This window comes from Leifsonia sp. McL0627 (assembly GCF_058244615.1).
Window position 1 is genome coordinate 988001 of the sequence record NZ_JBZCGM010000003.1, and the last position, 18569, is coordinate 1006569.

Here is an 18569-nt window from a genome sequence, read left to right on the forward strand (position 1 = left end):
CGGACATGCGAGCGTTGCAGACGAGAAGGAGACCCGGTGCAGCACGCATACCTCTACGACGCGGTCCGGACGCCGTTCGGCCGGTTCGGCGGCGGTCTGGCCGCAATCAGGCCGGACGACCTGGCGGCGGCGGTCGTCCGGGGCATCGTCGACCGGAGCCCGTCCCTCGATCCGGAGCGGATCGACGGCGTGGTGTTCGGCAACGCCAACGGCGCGGGCGAGGAGAACCGCAACGTCGCGCGGATGGCGACGCTGCTCGCCGGCCTCCCCACGAGCGTCCCGGGCAGCACGGTCAACAGGCTCTGCGGTTCGTCGCTCGACGCCGCGATGCTGGCGAGCCGCGAGATCGAGGTGGGCGACGCCGACCTGCTGCTCGTCGGAGGCGTCGAGTCGATGACCCGTGCGCCGTGGGTGCTGCCGAAGACCGAGCGCGCGTATCCGGCAGGCGACCTGGCGCTCGCCTCCACCACCCTCGGCTGGCGGCTGGTGAACCCGGCCATGCCGGCGCAGTGGACCGTCTCGCTGGGCGAGGCGACGGAGATCCTGCGCGAACACTTCGGCGTCACCAGGGAGCGTCAGGACGCGTTCGCCGCCCGCTCGCACCGTCTCGCGGATGAGGCGTGGACGGCCGGTCGCTACGACGATCAGCTGCTCAGGATGGACGGCGTCGCGCTCGACCGTGACGAGAGCATCCGCCCGGGCAGCACCGCGGAGGTGCTCGCCGGTCTGAAGACCGTGTTCCGCCCGGCAGACGACACGGCAGCGGGAGGAACGGTGACGGCGGGCAACGCGTCGCCCCTCAACGACGGCGCCGGTGCCCTCCTGGTCGGCTCGGAGGCGGCGGCCGGAACACTGGGACGCACGCCGCTCGCCAGGATCGCCGGTCGCGGCGCCTGGGCGAACGAGCCGCAGCTGTTCGGCTTCGCGCCCGTCGAGGCGGCTAACCGTGCGCTGCGCCGGGCCGGCATCACCTGGGACGAGGTGGGCGCTGTCGAACTGAACGAGGCATTCGCCGCTCAGTCGCTCGCCTGTCTGGATGCGTGGCCGGTCGACCTCGACATCGTCAACGCCTGGGGCGGCGCCATCGCCATCGGGCACCCGCTCGGCGCGACCGGGGCACGGCTGCTCGGCACGCTCGCCGCGCGGCTGGTCGCCGAGAAGCAGCGCTGGGGCGTCGCGACGCTGTGCATCGGAGTGGGGCAGGGCCTCGCCATCGTGCTGGAGAACGTCACCGACACGGCCGCACGCTCCGCAGCCGGGGAGGCCGCAGCATGACGACCATCACCGAGAGCGCCCTGGAGGCCGTCTCGACCATCCAGGATGGCGCGACCGTGCTGATCGGCGGCTTCGGCAAGGCGGGCCAGCCGGTCGAACTGATCGCCGCCCTGCTGGAGCACGGCGCCACGGACCTGACGGTCGTGAACAACAACGCGGGCAACGGAGACGAGGGACTCGCGGCGCTGATCGGCGCCCGGCGTATCCGCAAGATCATCTGCTCCTTCCCCCGCCAGTCCGACTCGCACCGCTTCGACGAGGAGTATCGGGCGGGCAGGATCGAACTCGAATTGGTGCCGCAGGGCAACCTCGCCGAACGCATCCGGGCGGCGGGCGCCGGCATCGGCGGCTTCTTCACCCCCACCGGCTACGGAACGATGCTCGCCGAGGGCAAGGAGACCAGGATGCTCGGGGGCGTCGGCCAGGTCTTCGAACTCCCGATCCACGGCGACGTCGCGCTCATCACCGCGCACACGGCCGACCGGCAGGGCAACCTCGTCTACCGCAAGACGGCGAGGAACTTCGGCCCCGTCATGGCGACGGCCGCGGCCACTACCATCGCGCAGGTGCGCAGCGTCGTGCCGACCGGCGGCCTCGACCCGGAGGGCATCGTGACGCCGAGCATCTTCGTCGACGTCGTCGTGAACCTGGAGGAGACGCTGTGAACGGATCACGCACCACGGAACCGCTGAGCAGAGCCGCGCTGGCTGCGCGGATCGCGGCGGACATCCCGCCCGGCTCGTTCGTGAACCTCGGGATCGGCCAGCCGACCCTGGTGTCCGACTACTTCACCCCGGAACAGGGCGTGATCCTGCACACCGAGAACGGGATGCTCGGCATGGGACGGCAGGCCGTCGGCGACGAGATCGACGACGACCTCATCAACGCGGGCAAGATCCCGGTCACCGAGCTGCCGGGGGCGTCGTACTTCCACCACGCCGACTCGTTCGCGATCATGCGCGGAGGCCACCTCGACGTCTGCGTGCTCGGCGCGTTCCAGGTGTCGGCGTCTGGCGACCTGGCGAACTGGCACACGGGGGAGCCGGACGCGATCCCCGCCGTCGGCGGTGCGATGGACCTGGCGACGGGCGCCAAGCGGATCTTCGTCATGATGAACCTGTTCGGCAAAGACGGCGCGAGCAAGCTGGTGCCGGTCTGCCACTATCCGGTGACCGGCATCGGATGCGTCAGCCGCGTCTACACCGATGTCGCGGTCTTCGAACTGGATGGGGGCCGCGTCACGGTCCTCGACACGTTCGGCGTCACCTCCACTGAACTACAATCGAGGCTCGATGTGCCTCTCGACATCGCGCCGGGAGTCTCCGGGCGCTGAGCGGGCGGTCGTCGTACAGCGACGGAGGGACGGCAGTGGCGCAGGAGAGGTCGATGGACGGATCGTCGCCCAGGTCGAGCGACGGAAGCGACGATCACTTCGTGCAGTCGCTCGCCCGGGGGCTCGCCGTCATCCGCGCATTCGACGCCGACGACCCGACGCTGACGCTCAGCGAGGTCGCGAGGAAGACCGACATGAGCCGCGCCGCGGCCCGGCGCTTCCTGCTGACGCTGATCGACCTCGGTTACATGCGCACGGACGGGCGATCGTTCGAGCTGACCGCGTCCGTCCTGGAACTCGGCTACGCGTTCCTGTCCGGCCAGTCATTGCCGACGTTGGCGGCGCCCGTGCTCGACGCGCTGTCGGCCGAGCTGGGGGAGTCCGTGTCGATGGCCGTGCTCGACGGCACGGACATCGTCTACGTCGCCCGCGTGCACACCCGCAGGATCATGTCGGTCGGGATCGCCGTCGGCACCCGGTTCCCCGCATACGCGACCTCGATGGGCCGCGTGCTCCTCGCCGGGCTCGACGACCAGCAGGTCGCGGCCGTGCTCGCCCGCAGCGACCTGCGGGCGCTCACCCCGAAGACGGTGACAGACCCGGCCGAACTGCTCGCCGCGATCCGAGCCGTCGGACGGGACGGCTGGGCGTCCGTCGACCAGGAACTGGAATTGGGCCTGCGTTCCATCGCCGTGCCGGTGCGAAGCCCCGCCGGAGCGGTCGTCGCCGCCATCAACGTCTCCCTGTCGGCCGCCCTGCTTGGTTCGGGCGACGAGGCCGGACGGATCGCGCGCATCCACCAGGCGCTGCTCGTGGCCGCCGATCGCCTGCTCGACATCCAGCGGACGGTCACCGTTCGCGCACCGATGTCCGGCGGCCCGTTCGCAAGCTAGTAGCCTGTAAAGGTGAAAACCTTCGACGACCTCTTCGCCGAGCTCAGCGAGAAGGCTGCGACCCGCCCGGAAGGCTCCGGCACGGTTCGTGAGCTGGACGCGGGCGTGCACGCCATCGGAAAGAAGATCGTGGAGGAGGCGGCCGAGGTCTGGATGGCCGCCGAGTACCAGTCCGACGAGGAGACGGCCGAGGAGATCTCGCAGCTGCTCTACCACCTCCAGGTTCTGCTCATCGCGAAGGGTCTCAGTCCGGCGGACGTGTACCGACATCTGTGACCGGGGTTCCCGCGTCCTGATCGTCCACTCGTATCCGAAAGACCACCGATGCTGAAAATCGCCGTTCCCAATAAAGGCTCCCTCTCCGAGACCGCGGCTCAGATGCTGCACGAGGCCGGCTATGTCGGCCGCCGCGACCCCAAAGAGCTGATCGTCACCGACGCCCGCAACGACGTCGAGTTCTTCTATCTCCGCCCGCGCGACATCGCGACCTACGTCGGCTCGGGCGCGCTCGACGTCGGCGTCACCGGGCGCGATCTGCTGCTCGACTCCGGCTCGACCGCCGGCGAGATCGCCTCGCTCGACTTCGCGGCCTCCACCTTCCGCTTCGCGGGACCGACCGGCTCGTTCAGCGACCTCGCCGACCTCGACGGCAAGCGCGTCGCCACCAGCTACCCCGGCCTCGTCGGCGCGTTCCTGGCGGAGAACGGCATCTCCTCCACGCTGATCAAGCTCGACGGCGCGGTGGAGTCCGCTGTGCGCCTCGGCGTCGCGGACGCGGTCGCGGACGTCGTCGAGACCGGCACCACGCTGCGTAAGCAGGGCTTGGAGATCTTCGGTCCCGTTATCCTGGAGTCGGAGGCCGTGCTCATCTCGTCCGCGTCTCCCGCGGCCGGGGTCGACACGCTGCTGCGTCGCCTCCAGGGCGTGATGGTCGCCCGCCAGTACGTCCTGGTCGACTACAACCTGCCAGCCGTGCTGCTCGACAGGGCCGTCGCCCTCACGCCCGGCGTCGAGTCGCCGACCGTCTCGCCGCTCGGCGAGCCAGACTGGGTGGCTGTGCGGGTCATGATCAAGCGCGACCAGACCAACCACATCATGGATGCACTGTACGAGCTGGGAGCGCGCGCCATCCTGGTGACCTCCATCCACGCGGCCCGCATCTGATGTCCGTCGCGGTCAGGGTCATCCCGTGTCTGGACGTGGCAGACGGCCGCGTCGTCAAGGGAGTCAACTTCCAGAACCTGCGTGACGCGGGCGATCCCGTCGCCCTCGCCCGCCGCTACTACGAGCAGGGAGCGGACGAGCTCACCTTCCTCGACGTCACCGCCACCGTCGACAACCGGTCCACCACCTACGACGTCGTGCGAGCAACGGCCGAGCAGGTCTTCATCCCGCTCACCGTCGGCGGCGGCGTGCGGAGCGCCGAGGACGTGTCGCGGCTGCTCGCCAGCGGCGCGGACAAGATCGGCGTCAACTCCGCCGCGATCGCGCGCCCCGAACTCGTCGCCGAGATCGCCGACCGGTTCGGTGCGCAGGTGCTCGTGCTCTCGCTCGACGTCAAGCGGTCGGCGGCCACCGCCTCCGGATTCGTGGTCACCACCCACGGCGGACGCACGGAGACCGACCTCGACGCGCTCGAGTGGGCGGAGCGCGCGATCGGCCTGGGCGCGGGGGAGCTGCTGGTCAACTCGATCGACGCGGACGGCACCAAGGAGGGCTTCGACACCGAGCTCATCCGCCTGATGCGCGGCATCAGCAGTGTTCCCGTGATCGCCTCCGGCGGCGCGGGGAAGGTCACCGACTTCGTTCCCGCCATCGAGGCAGGGGCCGACGCCGTGCTCGCCGCGAGCGTCTTCCACTCCGGTGAGATGACCATCGGAGACGTCAAGGACGCACTCGTCCGTGCAGGGCTGGAGATCAGGGCATGAGCAGCAGCGATTCCACCACGATCGACCCCGCGATCATCGACCGCGTCACCTTCACCGGCGACGGCCTGGTCCCCGCGATCATCCAGCAGTGGGACACCAAAGAGGTCCTGATGATGGGCTGGATGGACGCCGAGGCGCTCCGCCGCACGCTCACCGAGGGCCGCGTCACGTTCTGGTCGCGCTCGCGCCAGGAGTACTGGCGCAAGGGGGACACCTCCGGTCACGCGCAGTACGTCAAGGGTGCAGCCCTCGACTGCGACGGAGACACCTTACTGGTGACGGTCGAACAGATCGGCGCCGCCTGCCACACTGGAACCCGCACCTGCTTCGACGCCGACCAGCTCACACCGGTCGTCGGCCACGTCGAGGCGAGCAGCACGGAGGATTCGTGATCGACACCGTCACCAGTTCCACCACCCGCGAGGCCTTCGCGCGCCTGCTGGACGACCACCGCGTCGTCCCCGTGGTGCGCGAGCTGTTCGCGGACGGCGAGACGCCGGTCGGCATCTACCGCAAGCTGGCGGCGAACCGACCGGGCACCTTCCTGCTGGAGTCCGCGGAGCAGGGCGGCATCTGGTCCCGGTTCTCGTTCGTCGGCGTCTCGTCGTTCGGCGTGCTCACCCAGCAGGGGAATGCGGTGCGCTGGCTCGACTACGGCATTCCGGCCGAGCGCGCCATCGGCTCCACCGCCGAACTCCCGCCGCTGGAAGCCCTCGCTGCGCTGTACACGCGGTGGCAGACGCCGCGCATCCCCGGCCTGCCGCCGCTGACCGGCGGCCTGGTCGGCTTCATCGGATGGGAGGCGATCCGACAGATCGAGCGGCTCCCGCACCAGCCGCCCGCCGACTACGACATGCCCGGGCAGGCGCTCGCGTTCTGCTCCGACCTCGTCGCCATCGACCACCGCTACGGCACCGTGCAGCTCATCTCCACCGTCCTGAACGACGGAGTGGACGACGCCGACGCGATGTGGCACGACGCGCAGGCGCGCCTCGACGCCATGCAGGCCGGGCTCGCCCAGCCGTCGGAGGCGTGGCTCGCCCAGGTCGACCTCGGCACGCCCGCGCATCCGGTGTCCCGCACGAAGAAGGACGACTTCCTCGCGGCCGTCGTGACCGCCAAGGAGCGGATCGTCGACGGCGACATCTTCCAGGTGGTCATCTCGCAGCGTTTCGAGCTGGAGTGCGAGGCTGCTCCGCTAGACGTCTACCGCGTGCTGCGGTCGCTGAACCCGAGCCCGTACATGTACCTGCTCGCGCTCGAACGGCCGGACGGCGGAGAGTACTCGATCGTCGGATCGTCTCCGGAGGCGCTGGTGAAGGTGCAGAACGGGCGGGCGTTCACGCATCCCATCGCCGGTTCGCGTCCGCGCGGAGCGTCGCCGGAGGAGGACCTCGACCTCGAGACGGGGCTGCTCGCCGACGACAAGGAGCGCGCGGAGCACTTGATGCTCGTCGACCTCGCCCGCAACGACCTGCTCAAGGTGTGCGCGGCGGGCTCCGTCGAGGTGACCGAGTTCATGCGAGTGGAGCGGTTCAGCCACATCATGCACATCGTGTCGTCCGTCGAGGGCGACGTGCTCCCGTCGAAGTCGGCGGTGGATGTGTTCCGTGCGACGTTCCCGGCGGGGACACTCTCCGGAGCGCCCAAGCCGCGCGCCCTGGAGATCATCGACGAGCTGGAGCCCGCGCAGCGCGGCGTCTACGGCGGCGTGATCGGCTACTTCGGGTTCTCCGGAGACGCCGACCTCGCCATCGCGATCCGCACGGCCACCATCATGGACGGCGTCGCCCGCGTGCAGGCCGGAGGCGGCCTGGTGGCCGACTCCGTGCCGCAGAGCGAGTTCGAGGAGTCGCAGAACAAGGCGGCGGCTCCGCTGCGCGCCGTGGCCGTCGCGAACGCGATGAGGCGGGTGACCGGTGAGCGAGCAGAGTGACCACCCCGGCGAGCAGGACGGCAACGGCGGCGGCGTCGACGGCGTCGGGCGGCGCGTGTCTCGCCGAGCGAAATACCTCTCGCTGCTCGCCCTCGTGGTCGGCAGTCTCCTCGCGCTGGTTGCGTCAACCCAGACCTGGTTCACAGTCCACCTGACCGACGTCGCCGAGCACTCCACGACGCTCGCGGTGTCCGGTTCCGCTGCCGCTCCGGCGCTCACCGCGCTGTCGCTCGCGGGCCTCGCGCTCACCGCGGCGCTCGCCATCGCCGGTCCCGTCTTCCGCATCGTCCTCGCGCTCCTCGGGCTGCTGCTCGGCGCCTCCGTGCTGATCTCATCGATCAGCGCACTCGCCGACGCGCTGCACGCCGCCTCCGCGACGATCACGACCGCCACGGGCGTCGCCGGCATCGCCTCGGTGTCCCGGCTGGTCCACTCCATCTCCACGGAGCTCTGGGCGGGCGTCGCGGTCGCCGGGGGAGTCGTGCTCGTGCTCGGCAGCGCCGCGGTCGTCGTCACCAACCGCCTCTGGCCGGGTTCGTCGCGCAAATACCAGACGCGGTTCGAGGACCAGGACGGCACGACGCTCCTGCTCGACCAGGATGCGGACGCCGACGTCGAGCCGGACGCCGAGGTCTCCGACGACGCGGAGGCTCGCGCCGTCGCGGACGACGAGGAGAAACCGTCCGGTGCCGCGGCGGCCGACAAGGACACCGCCATCGACAGCTGGGACGAACTCAGCCGCGGCGAGGACCCCACCCGCTGACGTCCGGCGCGGTCGCTGACCCACCGCCCGGTTGGCGGGCGAACGTGCCCCACTCGCTAGACTTGATCCGTAATCCCCCCGATCCACCGTGCGCGACGCCCTCTGCGGCGCGCACCTCACGAAGCAGGAGTCCCATGAGCACCGAGTCAGTCGAACCAGGCCACGGTCACTCGCCGGCGGCGTGGACGGCCGTCATCATCATGCTGGTCGCCTTCACCATCGGCGCCGTCGCGTTCTTCTACGACGCGCCGATCGTCGTCTGGGCGGCAGCGGGGCTCGCGATCGTCGGTCTCATCGTCGGATGGGCCATGAAGAGGGCCGGCTACGGCGTCGGCGGCACGAAGTACCAGCCGAAGGGCCACTGACGCGTGCTCGCCGACCTCGTCGCCGGCGCGCTCGAAGACGCTGAGCGACGCCGGGCCGACCGCCCGATCGCCCTGGTCGAGGCTGCAGCGGCCGATCGCGCACCCGCACTGGATGCGCTGAGTCACCTCGCCCCGGCCGACCGCGTCAAAATCATCGCGGAGGTGAAGCGCGCGAGTCCGTCGCGCGGCGCCCTCGCCGAGATTCCGGACCCAGCGGCTCTCGCCGTCTCCTACGAGACCGGCGGTGCCAGCGCGATCAGCGTGCTGACCGAGGAACGCCGCTTCCACGGCTCGCTCGCCGACCTGGAGGCCGTGCGCGACGCCGTGTCGATCCCCGTGCTGCGCAAGGAGTTCGTCTCCGACCCGTACCAGGTGTTCGAGGCACGTGCCGCGGGAGCCGACCTCGTGCTCCTCATCGTCGCCGCGCTCGACCAGCAGCGGCTGGTGGAGCTGCACGAGTTGATCACCTCGCTCGGCATGACCTCCCTCGTCGAGGCGCACACTGCCGACGAGCTCAGCCGCGCGCTCGACACGGGCGCCGGCCTGGTGGGCGTGAACGCCCGCAACCTCTCCACGTTCGAACTGGACAAAGATCTGTTCGGCCGGCTGGCCGACCGCATCCCGTCCGGTGTCATCCGCGTCGCGGAGTCCGCTGTGAAGTCGGCGGCCGATGTCGCGCACTATCGGGCGGCCGGCGCAGACGTCGTCCTCGTCGGCGAAGCCCTCGTCACGAGCGACCCCGTCGCGACGCTCGAAGAATTCCTGGTGGCCTGATGTCCCTGCGTTCCGAAACCGGTCCGTACTTCGGCGACTTCGGCGGGCGTTTCGTCCCCGAGTCGCTCGTCGCGGCGCTCGACGATCTCACCGTCGCGTGGGAGGCGGCGAAGGCCGATCCCGCATACCGCGCGGAGCTCGACGAGCTGAACCGCACATACACGGGTCGTCCGTCGATCATCACCGAGGTTCCCCGCTTCGCAGAGCACGCGGGCGGCGCGCGGATCATCCTCAAGCGCGAGGACCTCAACCACACGGGCTCGCACAAGATCAACAACGTGCTCGGGCAGGCCATCCTCACCAAGCGCATCGGCAAGACCCGCGTGATCGCGGAGACCGGAGCGGGCCAGCACGGTGTTGCCACGGCGACCGCTGCCGCCCTGTTCGGGCTGGAGTGCACCATCTACATGGGCGAGGTCGACACCGAGCGCCAGGCGCTCAACGTGGCCAGGATGCGCTTGCTCGGCGCGGAGGTCGTCGCCGTCAAGACGGGGTCGCGCACCCTCAAGGACGCGATCAACGACGCGATGCGCGACTGGGTCACCAACGTCGAGAACACCAACTACATCTTCGGAACGGTCGCAGGCCCGCACCCGTTCCCCGCGATGGTCCGCGACCTCCAGAAGATCATCGGAGAGGAGGCGCGCCAGCAGGTCATCGACCTCACCGGCTCGCTCCCGGATGCCGTAGTCGCCTGCGTCGGCGGCGGCTCGAACGCGATGGGCATCTTCCACGCCTTCCTCGACGACGAAGACGTGCGCCTGATCGGCTACGAGGCCGGCGGAGAGGGCGCCGAGACGCCCCGTCACGCCGCGACCATCACCAAGGGGCGTCCAGGCGTCCTGCACGGCGCGCGCAGCATGCTGCTGCAAGACGAGGACGGCCAGACCATCGAGTCGCACTCGATCTCGGCCGGACTCGACTACCCGGGCGTCGGTCCGGAGCACGCGTGGCTCGCGTCCATCGGCCGGGCGCAGTACGTCCCGATCTCCGACGCGGAGGCGATGGAGGCGCTGCGGCTGCTCAGCCGCACCGAAGGGATCATCCCCGCCATCGAATCCTCACACGCTCTGGCCGGAGCCATGAAGCTCGGCCAGGAGCTCGGGAAGGACGCGACGATCCTCGTGAACCTCAGCGGCCGGGGAGACAAAGACATGGAGACCGCCGGGCGGTACTTCGACCTCATCGACGACGACGCGGTGCAGTCGTGAGCCGCGCGGAGAGTCGCGTCGAGAGCGTTATCGCCCAGCGCAACGCCGACGCAGCGGGCGCGCTCGTCGGCTACCTCCCCGCCGGGTTCCCTGACCTCAAGACCAGCATCGACGCGGCGGTCGCGCTCGCGCAGAACGGCGTCGACGTCATCGAGCTCGGCCTGCCGTACTCCGACCCTGTGATGGACGGCACGGTCATCCAGGCCGCCACCCAGCAAGCGCTGTCGAACGGCTTCCGGCTGCGCGACGGCTTCACCGCGGTCCGGGAGATCACGGCCCAGGTCGACATCCCGATCCTGGTCATGACCTACTGGAACCCGGTGCTGCAGTACGGGGTCGACCGGTTCGCCGACGACCTGCTGGCCGCCGGGGGAGCAGGGCTCATCACGCCCGACCTCATCCCGGACGAGGGAGCATCCTGGCTCGCGGCCTCCGAGCGCACCGGTCTCGACCGCGTGTTCCTGGCCGCACCGTCGTCCACCGATGAGCGTCTGCGGCAGGCAGTGGAGGCGAGCCGCGGCTTCGTCTACGCCGTCTCGACCATGGGCATCACCGGAGCACGCTCGGACGTCGACTCCGCCGCGCGCTCCCTCGTGGGGCGCCTGCGCGACGCAGGGGCCACAAGCACCTGCGTCGGCATCGGCATCTCGACGGCGGCGCAGGTCGCCGAGGTGCTCGGGTACGCGGACGGCGCCATCGTCGGCTCCGCGCTCGTGAAGGCGCTGGCAGACGGAGGCGTCGACGGCGTCGGCCGTCTCGCCGCCGACCTCGCCGCCGGCACCGCCGGTTAGGCGCAGGGGCCTCCCCAAACCGAATTAGACTATGGTGGCCGCGCGTGGTCTTCGCGCGGTCTGATCAACACGAAAGAGGAGTCATCGGGTGTTTGCGACGATGAGCAGCTGGTACGCGAGCATTCCCAGCCCGGGGCCCGAGTGGCAGCAGATCCCGATCGACATCTTCGGTCTGCACTGGCGCATCCAGACGTACGCGATCTGCATCCTGATCGGCATCGTCGTCGCCGCCATGTGGACGTCGCGTCGACTGTCGAAGCGCGGGGGAGAGCCGGGCGTCGTGCTCGACATCATCCTCTGGGCCGTGCCGCTCGGCATCATCGGCGCCAGGATCTACCACGTGGTGACCCACCCGGCCGACTACTTCTACCCCGGGGCCGACCTCCTCAAGACCCTGTACATCTGGGAGGGCGGAAACGCCATCTTCGGTGCGCTGATCGGCGGCGCCGTCGGTGCGTACATCGGCTGCCGCTGGTCGGGCATCCGGTTCTGGTCGTTCGCGGACGCCCTCGCCCCCGCCATGCTGCTCGCGCAGGCGCTCGGCCGCCTCGGCAACTACTTCAACCAGGAGCTGTTCGGCCTGCCGACCAACCTTCCATGGGGGCTGCAGATCGATTCGGGCAACAAGGCCATCCCGGTCGGGCTGCCGGACGGAACGCTGTTCCAGCCGCTGTTCCTCTACGAGATCATCTGGAACGTCATCGGCATCGTCGTGATCATCCTGCTGGAGCGCAAGTTCCAGCTGCGCTGGGGCAAGGCGTTCGCCGTGTATCTGATCTGGTACGGCCTCGGGCGTTCCTACCTCGAGTCGATCCGCATCGACCCGAGCGAGTTCAACGTGCTCGGCATTCCGACCAACGTCTGGGCCGCTTTCGCCGCCGTCGTGCTGGGTGTCGTGCTCTTCATCGTGCAGACCCGCCGCCACCCGGGCCTCGAGCCCAGCGTGTACCGCCCAGGACGTGAATGGGTTCGGCCCGATGCTGAGGTAGACTCTGACGACACCTACTCGGATGACGAGGTTTCCGGCGATGACGCTGAGGAGCCCACCGAGAAGGACGCAGCCAAGGCCACAAGCTCACTCGGCTCGTAATCAGCAGACACGGTATCACCTGTCGAGGTCATCCCGTCACCTCCACCTCACCGTCTCCCAGAGCTGCACCAAGACTCTCGTGAGCGGCGGAACCCCTTCCCTCAGTCCAGGGCCGATGGCGTCCCCCCGCACCACCGAACATGTGAGGACGGTCGTCGATGGCCTTTAAGCTCCCCCACACCCGCTTCAGCACGACGCCGGTCCAGCAGGGTCTCTACGACCCGGCGCACGAAAAGGACGCCTGCGGGCTCGCGATGGTTGCGACGCTGCGCGGCACGGCCGGTCACGACATCATCGACGCAGCGCTCGACGCCCTGCGCAACCTGGAGCACCGCGGCGCGGTCGGCTCCGACGCGGGCACCGGAGACGGTGCGGGCATCGTCACCCAGGTGCCGGACGCCTTCCTGCGCGCCGTCGCCGGGTTCGAGCTCCCGGCAGCCGGTCGCTACGCGGTCGGCAACGTGTTCCTCCCCGTCGAGGAGGGGGAGCGCGCCGCGGCGAAGGCGGCCATCGAGGCGATCGCCTCCGAGCAGGACCTCACCGTCCTCGGCTGGCGCGAGGTGCCCGTGCGGGCCGAAGAGATCGGAACGCTCGCGCGCGGCGCGATGCCGTTCATCGAACAGCTCTACGTGTCCAGCACCCGCACCGGCGAGGACGGCGCGCAGCCCGGCGGTATCCTGCTCGATCGGCAGACGTTCTTCCTGCGCAAGCGCGCCGAGCGGGAACTCGACATCTACTTCTCGTCGCTGTCGAGCCGCACCATCGTCTACAAGGGCATGGTGACGACCCTCCAGCTGGAGCCGTTCTACCCCGACCTCTCCGACCAGCGCTTCGCCTCCAAGCTCGCGCTGGTGCACTCGCGGTACTCGACGAACACGTTCCCGTCGTGGCCGCTCGCGCAGCCGTTCCGGATGATCGCGCACAACGGCGAGATCAACACCGTGCAGGGCAACCGCAACTGGATGCGCGCGCGCCAGTCCCAGCTGGAGAGCGAACTCCTCGGCGACCTCTCGCCGGTGCTCCCGATCGTGACGCCCGGCGCGTCCGACTCCGCGTCGTTCGACGAGGTCGTGGAACTGCTGTCGCTGTCCGGACGCTCGCTGCCGCACGCCGTCATGATGATGGTGCCGGAGGCGTGGGAGAACCAGACGGACATCGAGAAGTCCCGCCGCGACTTCTACGAGTACAACTCGATGCTGATGGAGCCGTGGGACGGCCCGGCGGCGATCGTCTTCACCGACGGCTCCCTGGTCGGCGCCACCCTCGACCGCAACGGGCTCCGCCCTGGCCGCTACGTCGTCACCAACGATGGCCTCGTCGTGCTCGCCAGCGAGATCGGCGTGCTCGACATCGAGCCGAGCCGGGTCGTGCGCAAGGGCCGCCTCCGTCCCGGCAGGATGTTCCTGGTCGACACCGCAGAGGGCCGCCTGATCGAGGACGACGAGATCAAGGCCGACCTGGCCTCCAGCGCGCCGTACGGCGAGTGGCTGGACGCCGGGCGCATCAACCTCAAAGACCTCCCCGAGCGCGAGCACATCGTGCACACTCCCGCGTCGATCACGCGCCGTCAGCGCACGTTCGGCTACACGGAGGAGGAGGTGCGCATCCTCCTGAAGCCGATGGCGACCACCGGTGCGGAGCCGCTCGGCGCGATGGGCTCCGACACGCCCGTCGCGGTGCTCTCCCAGCGTCCGCGCCTGCTGTTCGACTACTTCACCCAGCAGTTCGCGCAGGTCACGAACCCGCCGCTCGACTCGATCCGCGAGGAGGTCGTCACCTCCCTCAAGCTCGGTCTCGGCCCGGAGCGCAACCTGCTCGACGCGGGCCCGGAGCACGCCAAGCAGGTCGTGCTCGACTTCCCGGTGATCGACAACGACGAGCTGGCGAAGATCCAGCACATCGACCCGCGCCCCGGCAGCCGTCTGACCACCACAGTCAAGGGCCTGTACCGGTTCGACGCCGGCACCGACGCGCTGCAGCTGCGGCTCGCCGAGATGTGCGACGAGGTGGACGAGGCCATCGCGGCCGGCGCCCAGTTCATCGTGCTCAGCGACCGCGACTCCACCAAAGACCTGGCGCCCATCCCGTCGCTGCTGATGCTGGCGGCGGTGCACCACCACCTGATCCGTGCCGAGAACCGCATGAAGGTCGGCCTGATCGTCGAGGCGGGCGACGTGCGCGAGGTGCACCACATCGCGCTCCTGATCGGCTACGGCGCGTCTGCGATCAACCCGTATCTGGCGATGGAGACCTGCGAGGAGCTCGTCCGCAGCGGCGCCATCACCGGCATCTCCCCGGAGAAGGCCGTCAAGAACGTGATCAAGGCGCTCGGCAAAGGCGTGCTCAAGATCATGTCGAAGATGGGCATCTCGACTGTCTCGTCCTACGCGGGCGCCCAGGCGTTCGAGGCCGTCGGTCTCAGCCAGCAGCTCGTCGACCACTACTTCACCGGCACCACGAGCAAGCTCGGCGGCGTCGGCATCGAGGTCATCGCGGCCGAGAACCTGTCCAGGCACGAGAGCGCGTACCCCGCCGAGAGCGCGATCGTCGCCCACGAGCGCCTGGCGACGGGCGGCGAGTACCAGTGGCGCCGTGACGGCGCCCCGCACCTGTTCAACCCGGAGACGGTGTTCCGGCTGCAGCACTCCACGCGCACCAGGCGCTACGACGTGTTCCGCGAGTACACCAAGCTGGTCGACGACCAGGCCGAGAGCCTGATGACGCTGCGCGGCATGTTCACGCTGCGCACCGGCACGCGCCCAGCGGTCCCGCTCGACGAGGTCGAGTCGGTCGAGTCGATCGTGAAGCGCTTCTCCACCGGTGCGATGAGCTACGGCTCGATCTCCCGCGAGGCGCACGAGACGCTGGCGATCGCGATGAACCGTCTCGGCGGCAAGTCCAACACCGGTGAAGGCGGCGAGGACCTCGACCGGCTCCTCGACCCGGAGCGTCGCAGCGCGATCAAGCAGGTCGCGTCCGGCCGGTTCGGCGTTACGAGCATGTACCTGACGCACGCCGAAGACATCCAGATCAAGCTCGCCCAGGGCGCGAAGCCGGGGGAGGGCGGCCAGCTGCCCCCCACCAAGGTGTACCCGTGGGTGGCGCGCACCAGGCACGCGACCGCAGGCGTCGGGCTCATCTCGCCGCCCCCGCACCACGACATCTACTCGATCGAAGACCTCAAACAGCTGATCTTCGACCTGAAGCGCGCCAACCCGGAAGCCCGGGTGCACGTCAAGCTCGTCAGCGAGTCCGGTATCGGGGCGGTCGCCGCCGGTGTCGCGAAGGCGCTTGCCGACGTCGTGCTCGTCTCCGGTCATGACGGTGGAACCGGCGCGTCGCCGGTCAACTCTCTCAAGCACGCCGGAACGCCGTGGGAGCTCGGCCTCGCCGAGACCCAGCAGACGCTGATGCTCAACGGGATGCGCGACCGCGTGGTCGTGCAGGTCGACGGGCAATTGAAGACCGGTCGCGACGTCATCGTCGGCGCGCTGCTCGGCGCGGAGGAGTTCGGGTTCGCGACAGCGCCGCTGGTCGTCTCCGGCTGCATCATGATGCGCGTCTGCCACCTGGACACCTGCCCGGTCGGCGTCGCGACGCAGAACCCGGAGCTGCGCTCCCGGTTCTCCGGCAAGCCGGAGTTCGTCGTCAACTTCTTCGAGTTCATCGCCCAGGAGGTGCGCGAGTACCTCGCCGAGCTCGGCTTCCGCACGCTCGACGAGGCCATCGGCCACAACGAGCTGCTCGGCGTCGACGGAGCCATCGACCACTGGAAGGCGTCGGGTCTCGACCTCTCGCCCATCCTGACCGGCCCGGAGTTCCCCGCCGACGCCCCGCGCAAGAACGCGAAGCAGCAGGACCACGAGCTCGACAAGCACTTCGACAACCACCTGATCGCGGAGAGCGCGGACGTGCTCGCCCACGGCGGCCACATTGCGCTGAACCTGCCGATCAGGAACACCGAGCGCGCCGTCGGCACCATGCTCGGCCACGAGGTCACGGTGCGGCACGGCGAGAACGGCCTGCCGACCGGCTCGATCGAGATCACCCTCACCGGATCCGCCGGGCAGTCGCTCGGCGCGTTCCTGCCGAGCGGCATCACGCTCCGGCTCGAGGGCGACTCGAACGACTACGTCGGCAAGGGCCTCTCCGGCGGACAGATCGTCGTCCGCCCGCCGAAGGGCAGCGTGTTCCCCGCCGAGCAGAACGTGATCGCCGGCAACGTGATCGGCTACGGCGCGACGCAGGGCAGCATGTTCATCCGCGGCATCGTCGGTGAGCGCTTCCTGGTCCGCAACTCCGGGGCCACAGCCGTCGTCGAGGGCGTGGGCGACCACGCGCTCGAGTACATGACCGGCGGTCTCGCCGTCATCCTCGGCGGGACGGGCCGCAACCTCGGCGCGGGCATGTCCGGCGGAACCGCCTACGTGTACGAGCTGAAGAACGAGCTCGTGAACCGGGAGTCGCTCGCGAGCGGCGAACTCGAACTGCTGCCGCTCGGCAGCGCGGACGTGGAGATCGTCCGCGACCTCCTCGAACGGCACGTCGCCGAGACGGAGTCCGAGCTGGCTGCGCGACTTCTCCAGAACTTCGACGACACCGTCGCCAAGTTCGTCAAGGTGCTGCCGCGCGACTACGCGGCCGTGCTGCAGATGCGTCAAGACGCCGTGGACGAGGGCTTGGACCCCGACGGCGACATCGTATGGAACAGAATCTTGGAGGTGACCGGTGGCTGATCCCAAAGGCTTCCTGAAGGTAACGGAGCGCGAGCTTCCCAAGCGCCGGCCGGTGTCGGTGCGCCTGATGGACTGGAAAGAGGTCTACGAGGCCGGCGACCCTGCCCAGCTCCGTCGGCAGGCGGGCCGCTGCATGGACTGCGGCGTGCCGTTCTGCCACCAGGGCTGCCCGCTCGGGAACCTCATCCCGGAGTGGAACGACCTGATGTACCGCGGAGAGGGCCGCCAGGCCATCGACCGCCTGCACGCCACGAACAACTTCCCGGAGTTCACCGGTCGCCTCTGCCCGGCCCCGTGCGAATCGTCGTGCGTGCTCGGCATCAACCAGCCCGCCGTCACGATCAAGCAGGTCGAGGTGTCGATCATCGACCAGGCCTGGCAGAACGGCTGGGTGCAGCCGCACCCGCCGGAGCGCCTCACCGGCAAGACGGTCGCCGTCGTCGGCTCCGGCCCCGCAGGTCTCGCCGCCGCCCAGCAGCTCACCCGCGCCGGCCACACAGTCGCCGTGTACGAGCGCGACGACCGCATCGGCGGCCTGCTGCGCTACGGCATCCCGGACTTCAAGATGGAGAAGAAGCACCTGGAGGCGCGGCTCAACCAGATGATGGCGGAGGGCACCCGTTTCCGTGCCGGCGTCAACATCGGCGTCGACATCAGCTGGGACGACCTCCGCGCCCGCTACGACTCGGTGGTCGTCGCGACCGGTGCGATGGTCCCGCGCGACCTCCCCATCCCGGGCCGCGACCTGAGCGGCGTGCACTTCGCGATGGAATACCTCGTCCAGCAGAACAAGCAGGGCGCGGGCGACCAGGTCGCCGACCAGATCTCTGCGGAGGGCAAGCACGTCGTCGTCCTCGGCGGTGGAGACACCGGAGCGGACTGCATCGGCACGGCGCACCGTCAGGGTGCGGCCAGCGTCACCAACCTCGCCATCGGAACGCAGCCGCCGTCGGAGCGCCCAGGCCACCAGCCGTGGCCGACGACGCCGACGCTGTTCGAGGTCCAGTCCGCGCACGAGGAGGGCGGCAAGCGCGAGTTCCTCGCCTCCACCGTCGAGTTCCTCTCCAACGAGTACGGAGAGGTGCGCGCCATCCGCGTCGCCGAGACCGAATACCTCGACGGACGCCGCGTGCCGAAGGCGGGCACCGAGCGGGAGATCCCCGCCGACCTCGTCCTCCTCGCCCTCGGCTTCACCGGCCCGGAGCAGGACGACCTGCAGGCTCAGCTCGAGCTGCCGTTCGACGACCGCGGCAATGTCACGCGCGACAGCGACTACCAGACCAGCCAGCCCGGCGTGTTCGTCGCGGGCGACGCCGGCCGCGGACAGTCCCTCATCGTCTGGGCGATCGCCGAAGGCCGTGCAGCGGCCGCAGCCGTTGACCGGTATCTTGAGGGGGAGACGCATCTGCCGTCCCCCGTCCGACCCACCGACAGGGGAATCCTCGTCTGACTGAACGGACACCCCGGCACCCCG

At 69.5% G+C, this 18569-nt stretch carries 17 protein-coding genes; all 17 read left to right on the forward strand.

What is annotated here, in order from left to right:
- The first annotated feature begins 36 nt into the window (after nt 1–36).
- The 17 genes from AC37TH_RS12955 (at nt 37) to AC37TH_RS13035 (ending at nt 18545) form a co-directional block, all read left to right on the forward strand.
- Nucleotides 37–1275, forward strand: coding sequence for a thiolase family protein (locus tag AC37TH_RS12955; RefSeq protein WP_490764751.1), 1239 nt, complete (start codon nt 37–39; stop codon nt 1273–1275).
- Complete coding sequence (locus tag AC37TH_RS12960; protein WP_490764752.1) at nt 1272–1940, forward strand: 3-oxoacid CoA-transferase subunit A; 669 nt, start codon at nt 1272–1274, stop codon at nt 1938–1940. The genes AC37TH_RS12955 and AC37TH_RS12960 overlap by 4 nt, the downstream gene beginning before the upstream one ends.
- Complete coding sequence (locus AC37TH_RS12965; RefSeq protein WP_490764753.1) at nt 1937–2608, forward strand: 3-oxoacid CoA-transferase subunit B; 672 nt, start codon at nt 1937–1939, stop codon at nt 2606–2608. The genes AC37TH_RS12960 and AC37TH_RS12965 overlap by 4 nt, the downstream gene beginning before the upstream one ends.
- A 53-nt stretch (nt 2609–2661) precedes the next feature.
- Nucleotides 2662–3501 (forward strand): IclR family transcriptional regulator domain-containing protein, encoded by an 840-nt coding sequence (locus tag AC37TH_RS12970; protein WP_490764754.1) that lies wholly within the window; start codon nt 2662–2664, stop codon nt 3499–3501.
- A gap of 12 nt (nt 3502–3513) precedes the next feature.
- Nucleotides 3514–3777: a phosphoribosyl-ATP diphosphatase gene (locus AC37TH_RS12975; protein WP_055894116.1), complete on the forward strand. Its 264-nt coding sequence runs from the start codon at nt 3514–3516 to the stop codon at nt 3775–3777.
- A gap of 48 nt (nt 3778–3825) precedes the next feature.
- Entirely contained in the window at nt 3826–4665 is an 840-nt protein-coding gene (gene hisG, locus AC37TH_RS12980; RefSeq protein WP_490764755.1) for an ATP phosphoribosyltransferase, read from the forward strand.
- The gene (gene hisF / locus AC37TH_RS12985; RefSeq protein WP_490764756.1) at nt 4665–5429 is read left to right on the forward strand and encodes an imidazole glycerol phosphate synthase subunit HisF; all 765 of its coding nucleotides are present in this window, start codon (nt 4665–4667) and stop codon (nt 5427–5429) included. Before hisG ends, hisF begins: the two co-directional genes overlap by 1 nt.
- Nucleotides 5426–5821, forward strand: coding sequence for a phosphoribosyl-AMP cyclohydrolase (gene hisI, locus AC37TH_RS12990; protein WP_490764757.1), 396 nt, complete (start codon nt 5426–5428; stop codon nt 5819–5821). The genes hisF and hisI overlap by 4 nt, the downstream gene beginning before the upstream one ends.
- Nucleotides 5818–7365, forward strand: a complete 1548-nt coding sequence (locus AC37TH_RS12995; RefSeq protein WP_490764758.1) for an anthranilate synthase component I — start codon at nt 5818–5820, stop codon at nt 7363–7365. The genes hisI and AC37TH_RS12995 overlap by 4 nt, the downstream gene beginning before the upstream one ends.
- A complete protein-coding gene (locus AC37TH_RS13000; RefSeq protein WP_490764759.1) occupies nt 7349–8128 on the forward strand; it encodes a Trp biosynthesis-associated membrane protein in 780 nt (259 codons plus the stop codon). The genes AC37TH_RS12995 and AC37TH_RS13000 overlap by 17 nt, the downstream gene beginning before the upstream one ends.
- A gap of 134 nt (nt 8129–8262) precedes the next feature.
- Nucleotides 8263–8493 carry a DUF6704 family protein gene (locus AC37TH_RS13005; RefSeq protein ID WP_490764760.1) on the forward strand — a complete coding sequence of 77 codons (231 nt, stop codon included), beginning with the start codon at nt 8263–8265 and terminating at the stop codon, nt 8491–8493.
- A gap of 3 nt (nt 8494–8496) precedes the next feature.
- Nucleotides 8497–9267, forward strand: a complete 771-nt coding sequence (trpC, locus tag AC37TH_RS13010) for an indole-3-glycerol phosphate synthase TrpC (protein WP_490764761.1) — start codon at nt 8497–8499, stop codon at nt 9265–9267.
- Entirely contained in the window at nt 9267–10478 is a 1212-nt protein-coding gene (trpB, locus tag AC37TH_RS13015; RefSeq protein WP_490764762.1) for a tryptophan synthase subunit beta, read from the forward strand. The genes trpC and trpB overlap by 1 nt, the downstream gene beginning before the upstream one ends.
- Complete coding sequence (gene trpA / locus AC37TH_RS13020) at nt 10475–11269, forward strand: tryptophan synthase subunit alpha (RefSeq protein ID WP_490764763.1); 795 nt, start codon at nt 10475–10477, stop codon at nt 11267–11269. Before trpB ends, trpA begins: the two co-directional genes overlap by 4 nt.
- A gap of 100 nt (nt 11270–11369) precedes the next feature.
- Nucleotides 11370–12359: a prolipoprotein diacylglyceryl transferase gene (gene lgt / locus AC37TH_RS13025; protein WP_490765114.1), complete on the forward strand. Its 990-nt coding sequence runs from the start codon at nt 11370–11372 to the stop codon at nt 12357–12359.
- A gap of 158 nt (nt 12360–12517) precedes the next feature.
- Complete coding sequence (gltB, locus tag AC37TH_RS13030) at nt 12518–17095, forward strand: glutamate synthase large subunit (RefSeq protein ID WP_490764764.1); 4578 nt, start codon at nt 12518–12520, stop codon at nt 17093–17095.
- A complete protein-coding gene (locus tag AC37TH_RS13035) occupies nt 17088–18545 on the forward strand; it encodes a glutamate synthase subunit beta (protein WP_490764765.1) in 1458 nt (485 codons plus the stop codon). Before gltB ends, AC37TH_RS13035 begins: the two co-directional genes overlap by 8 nt.
- Nucleotides 18546–18569 lie beyond the last annotated feature (24 nt).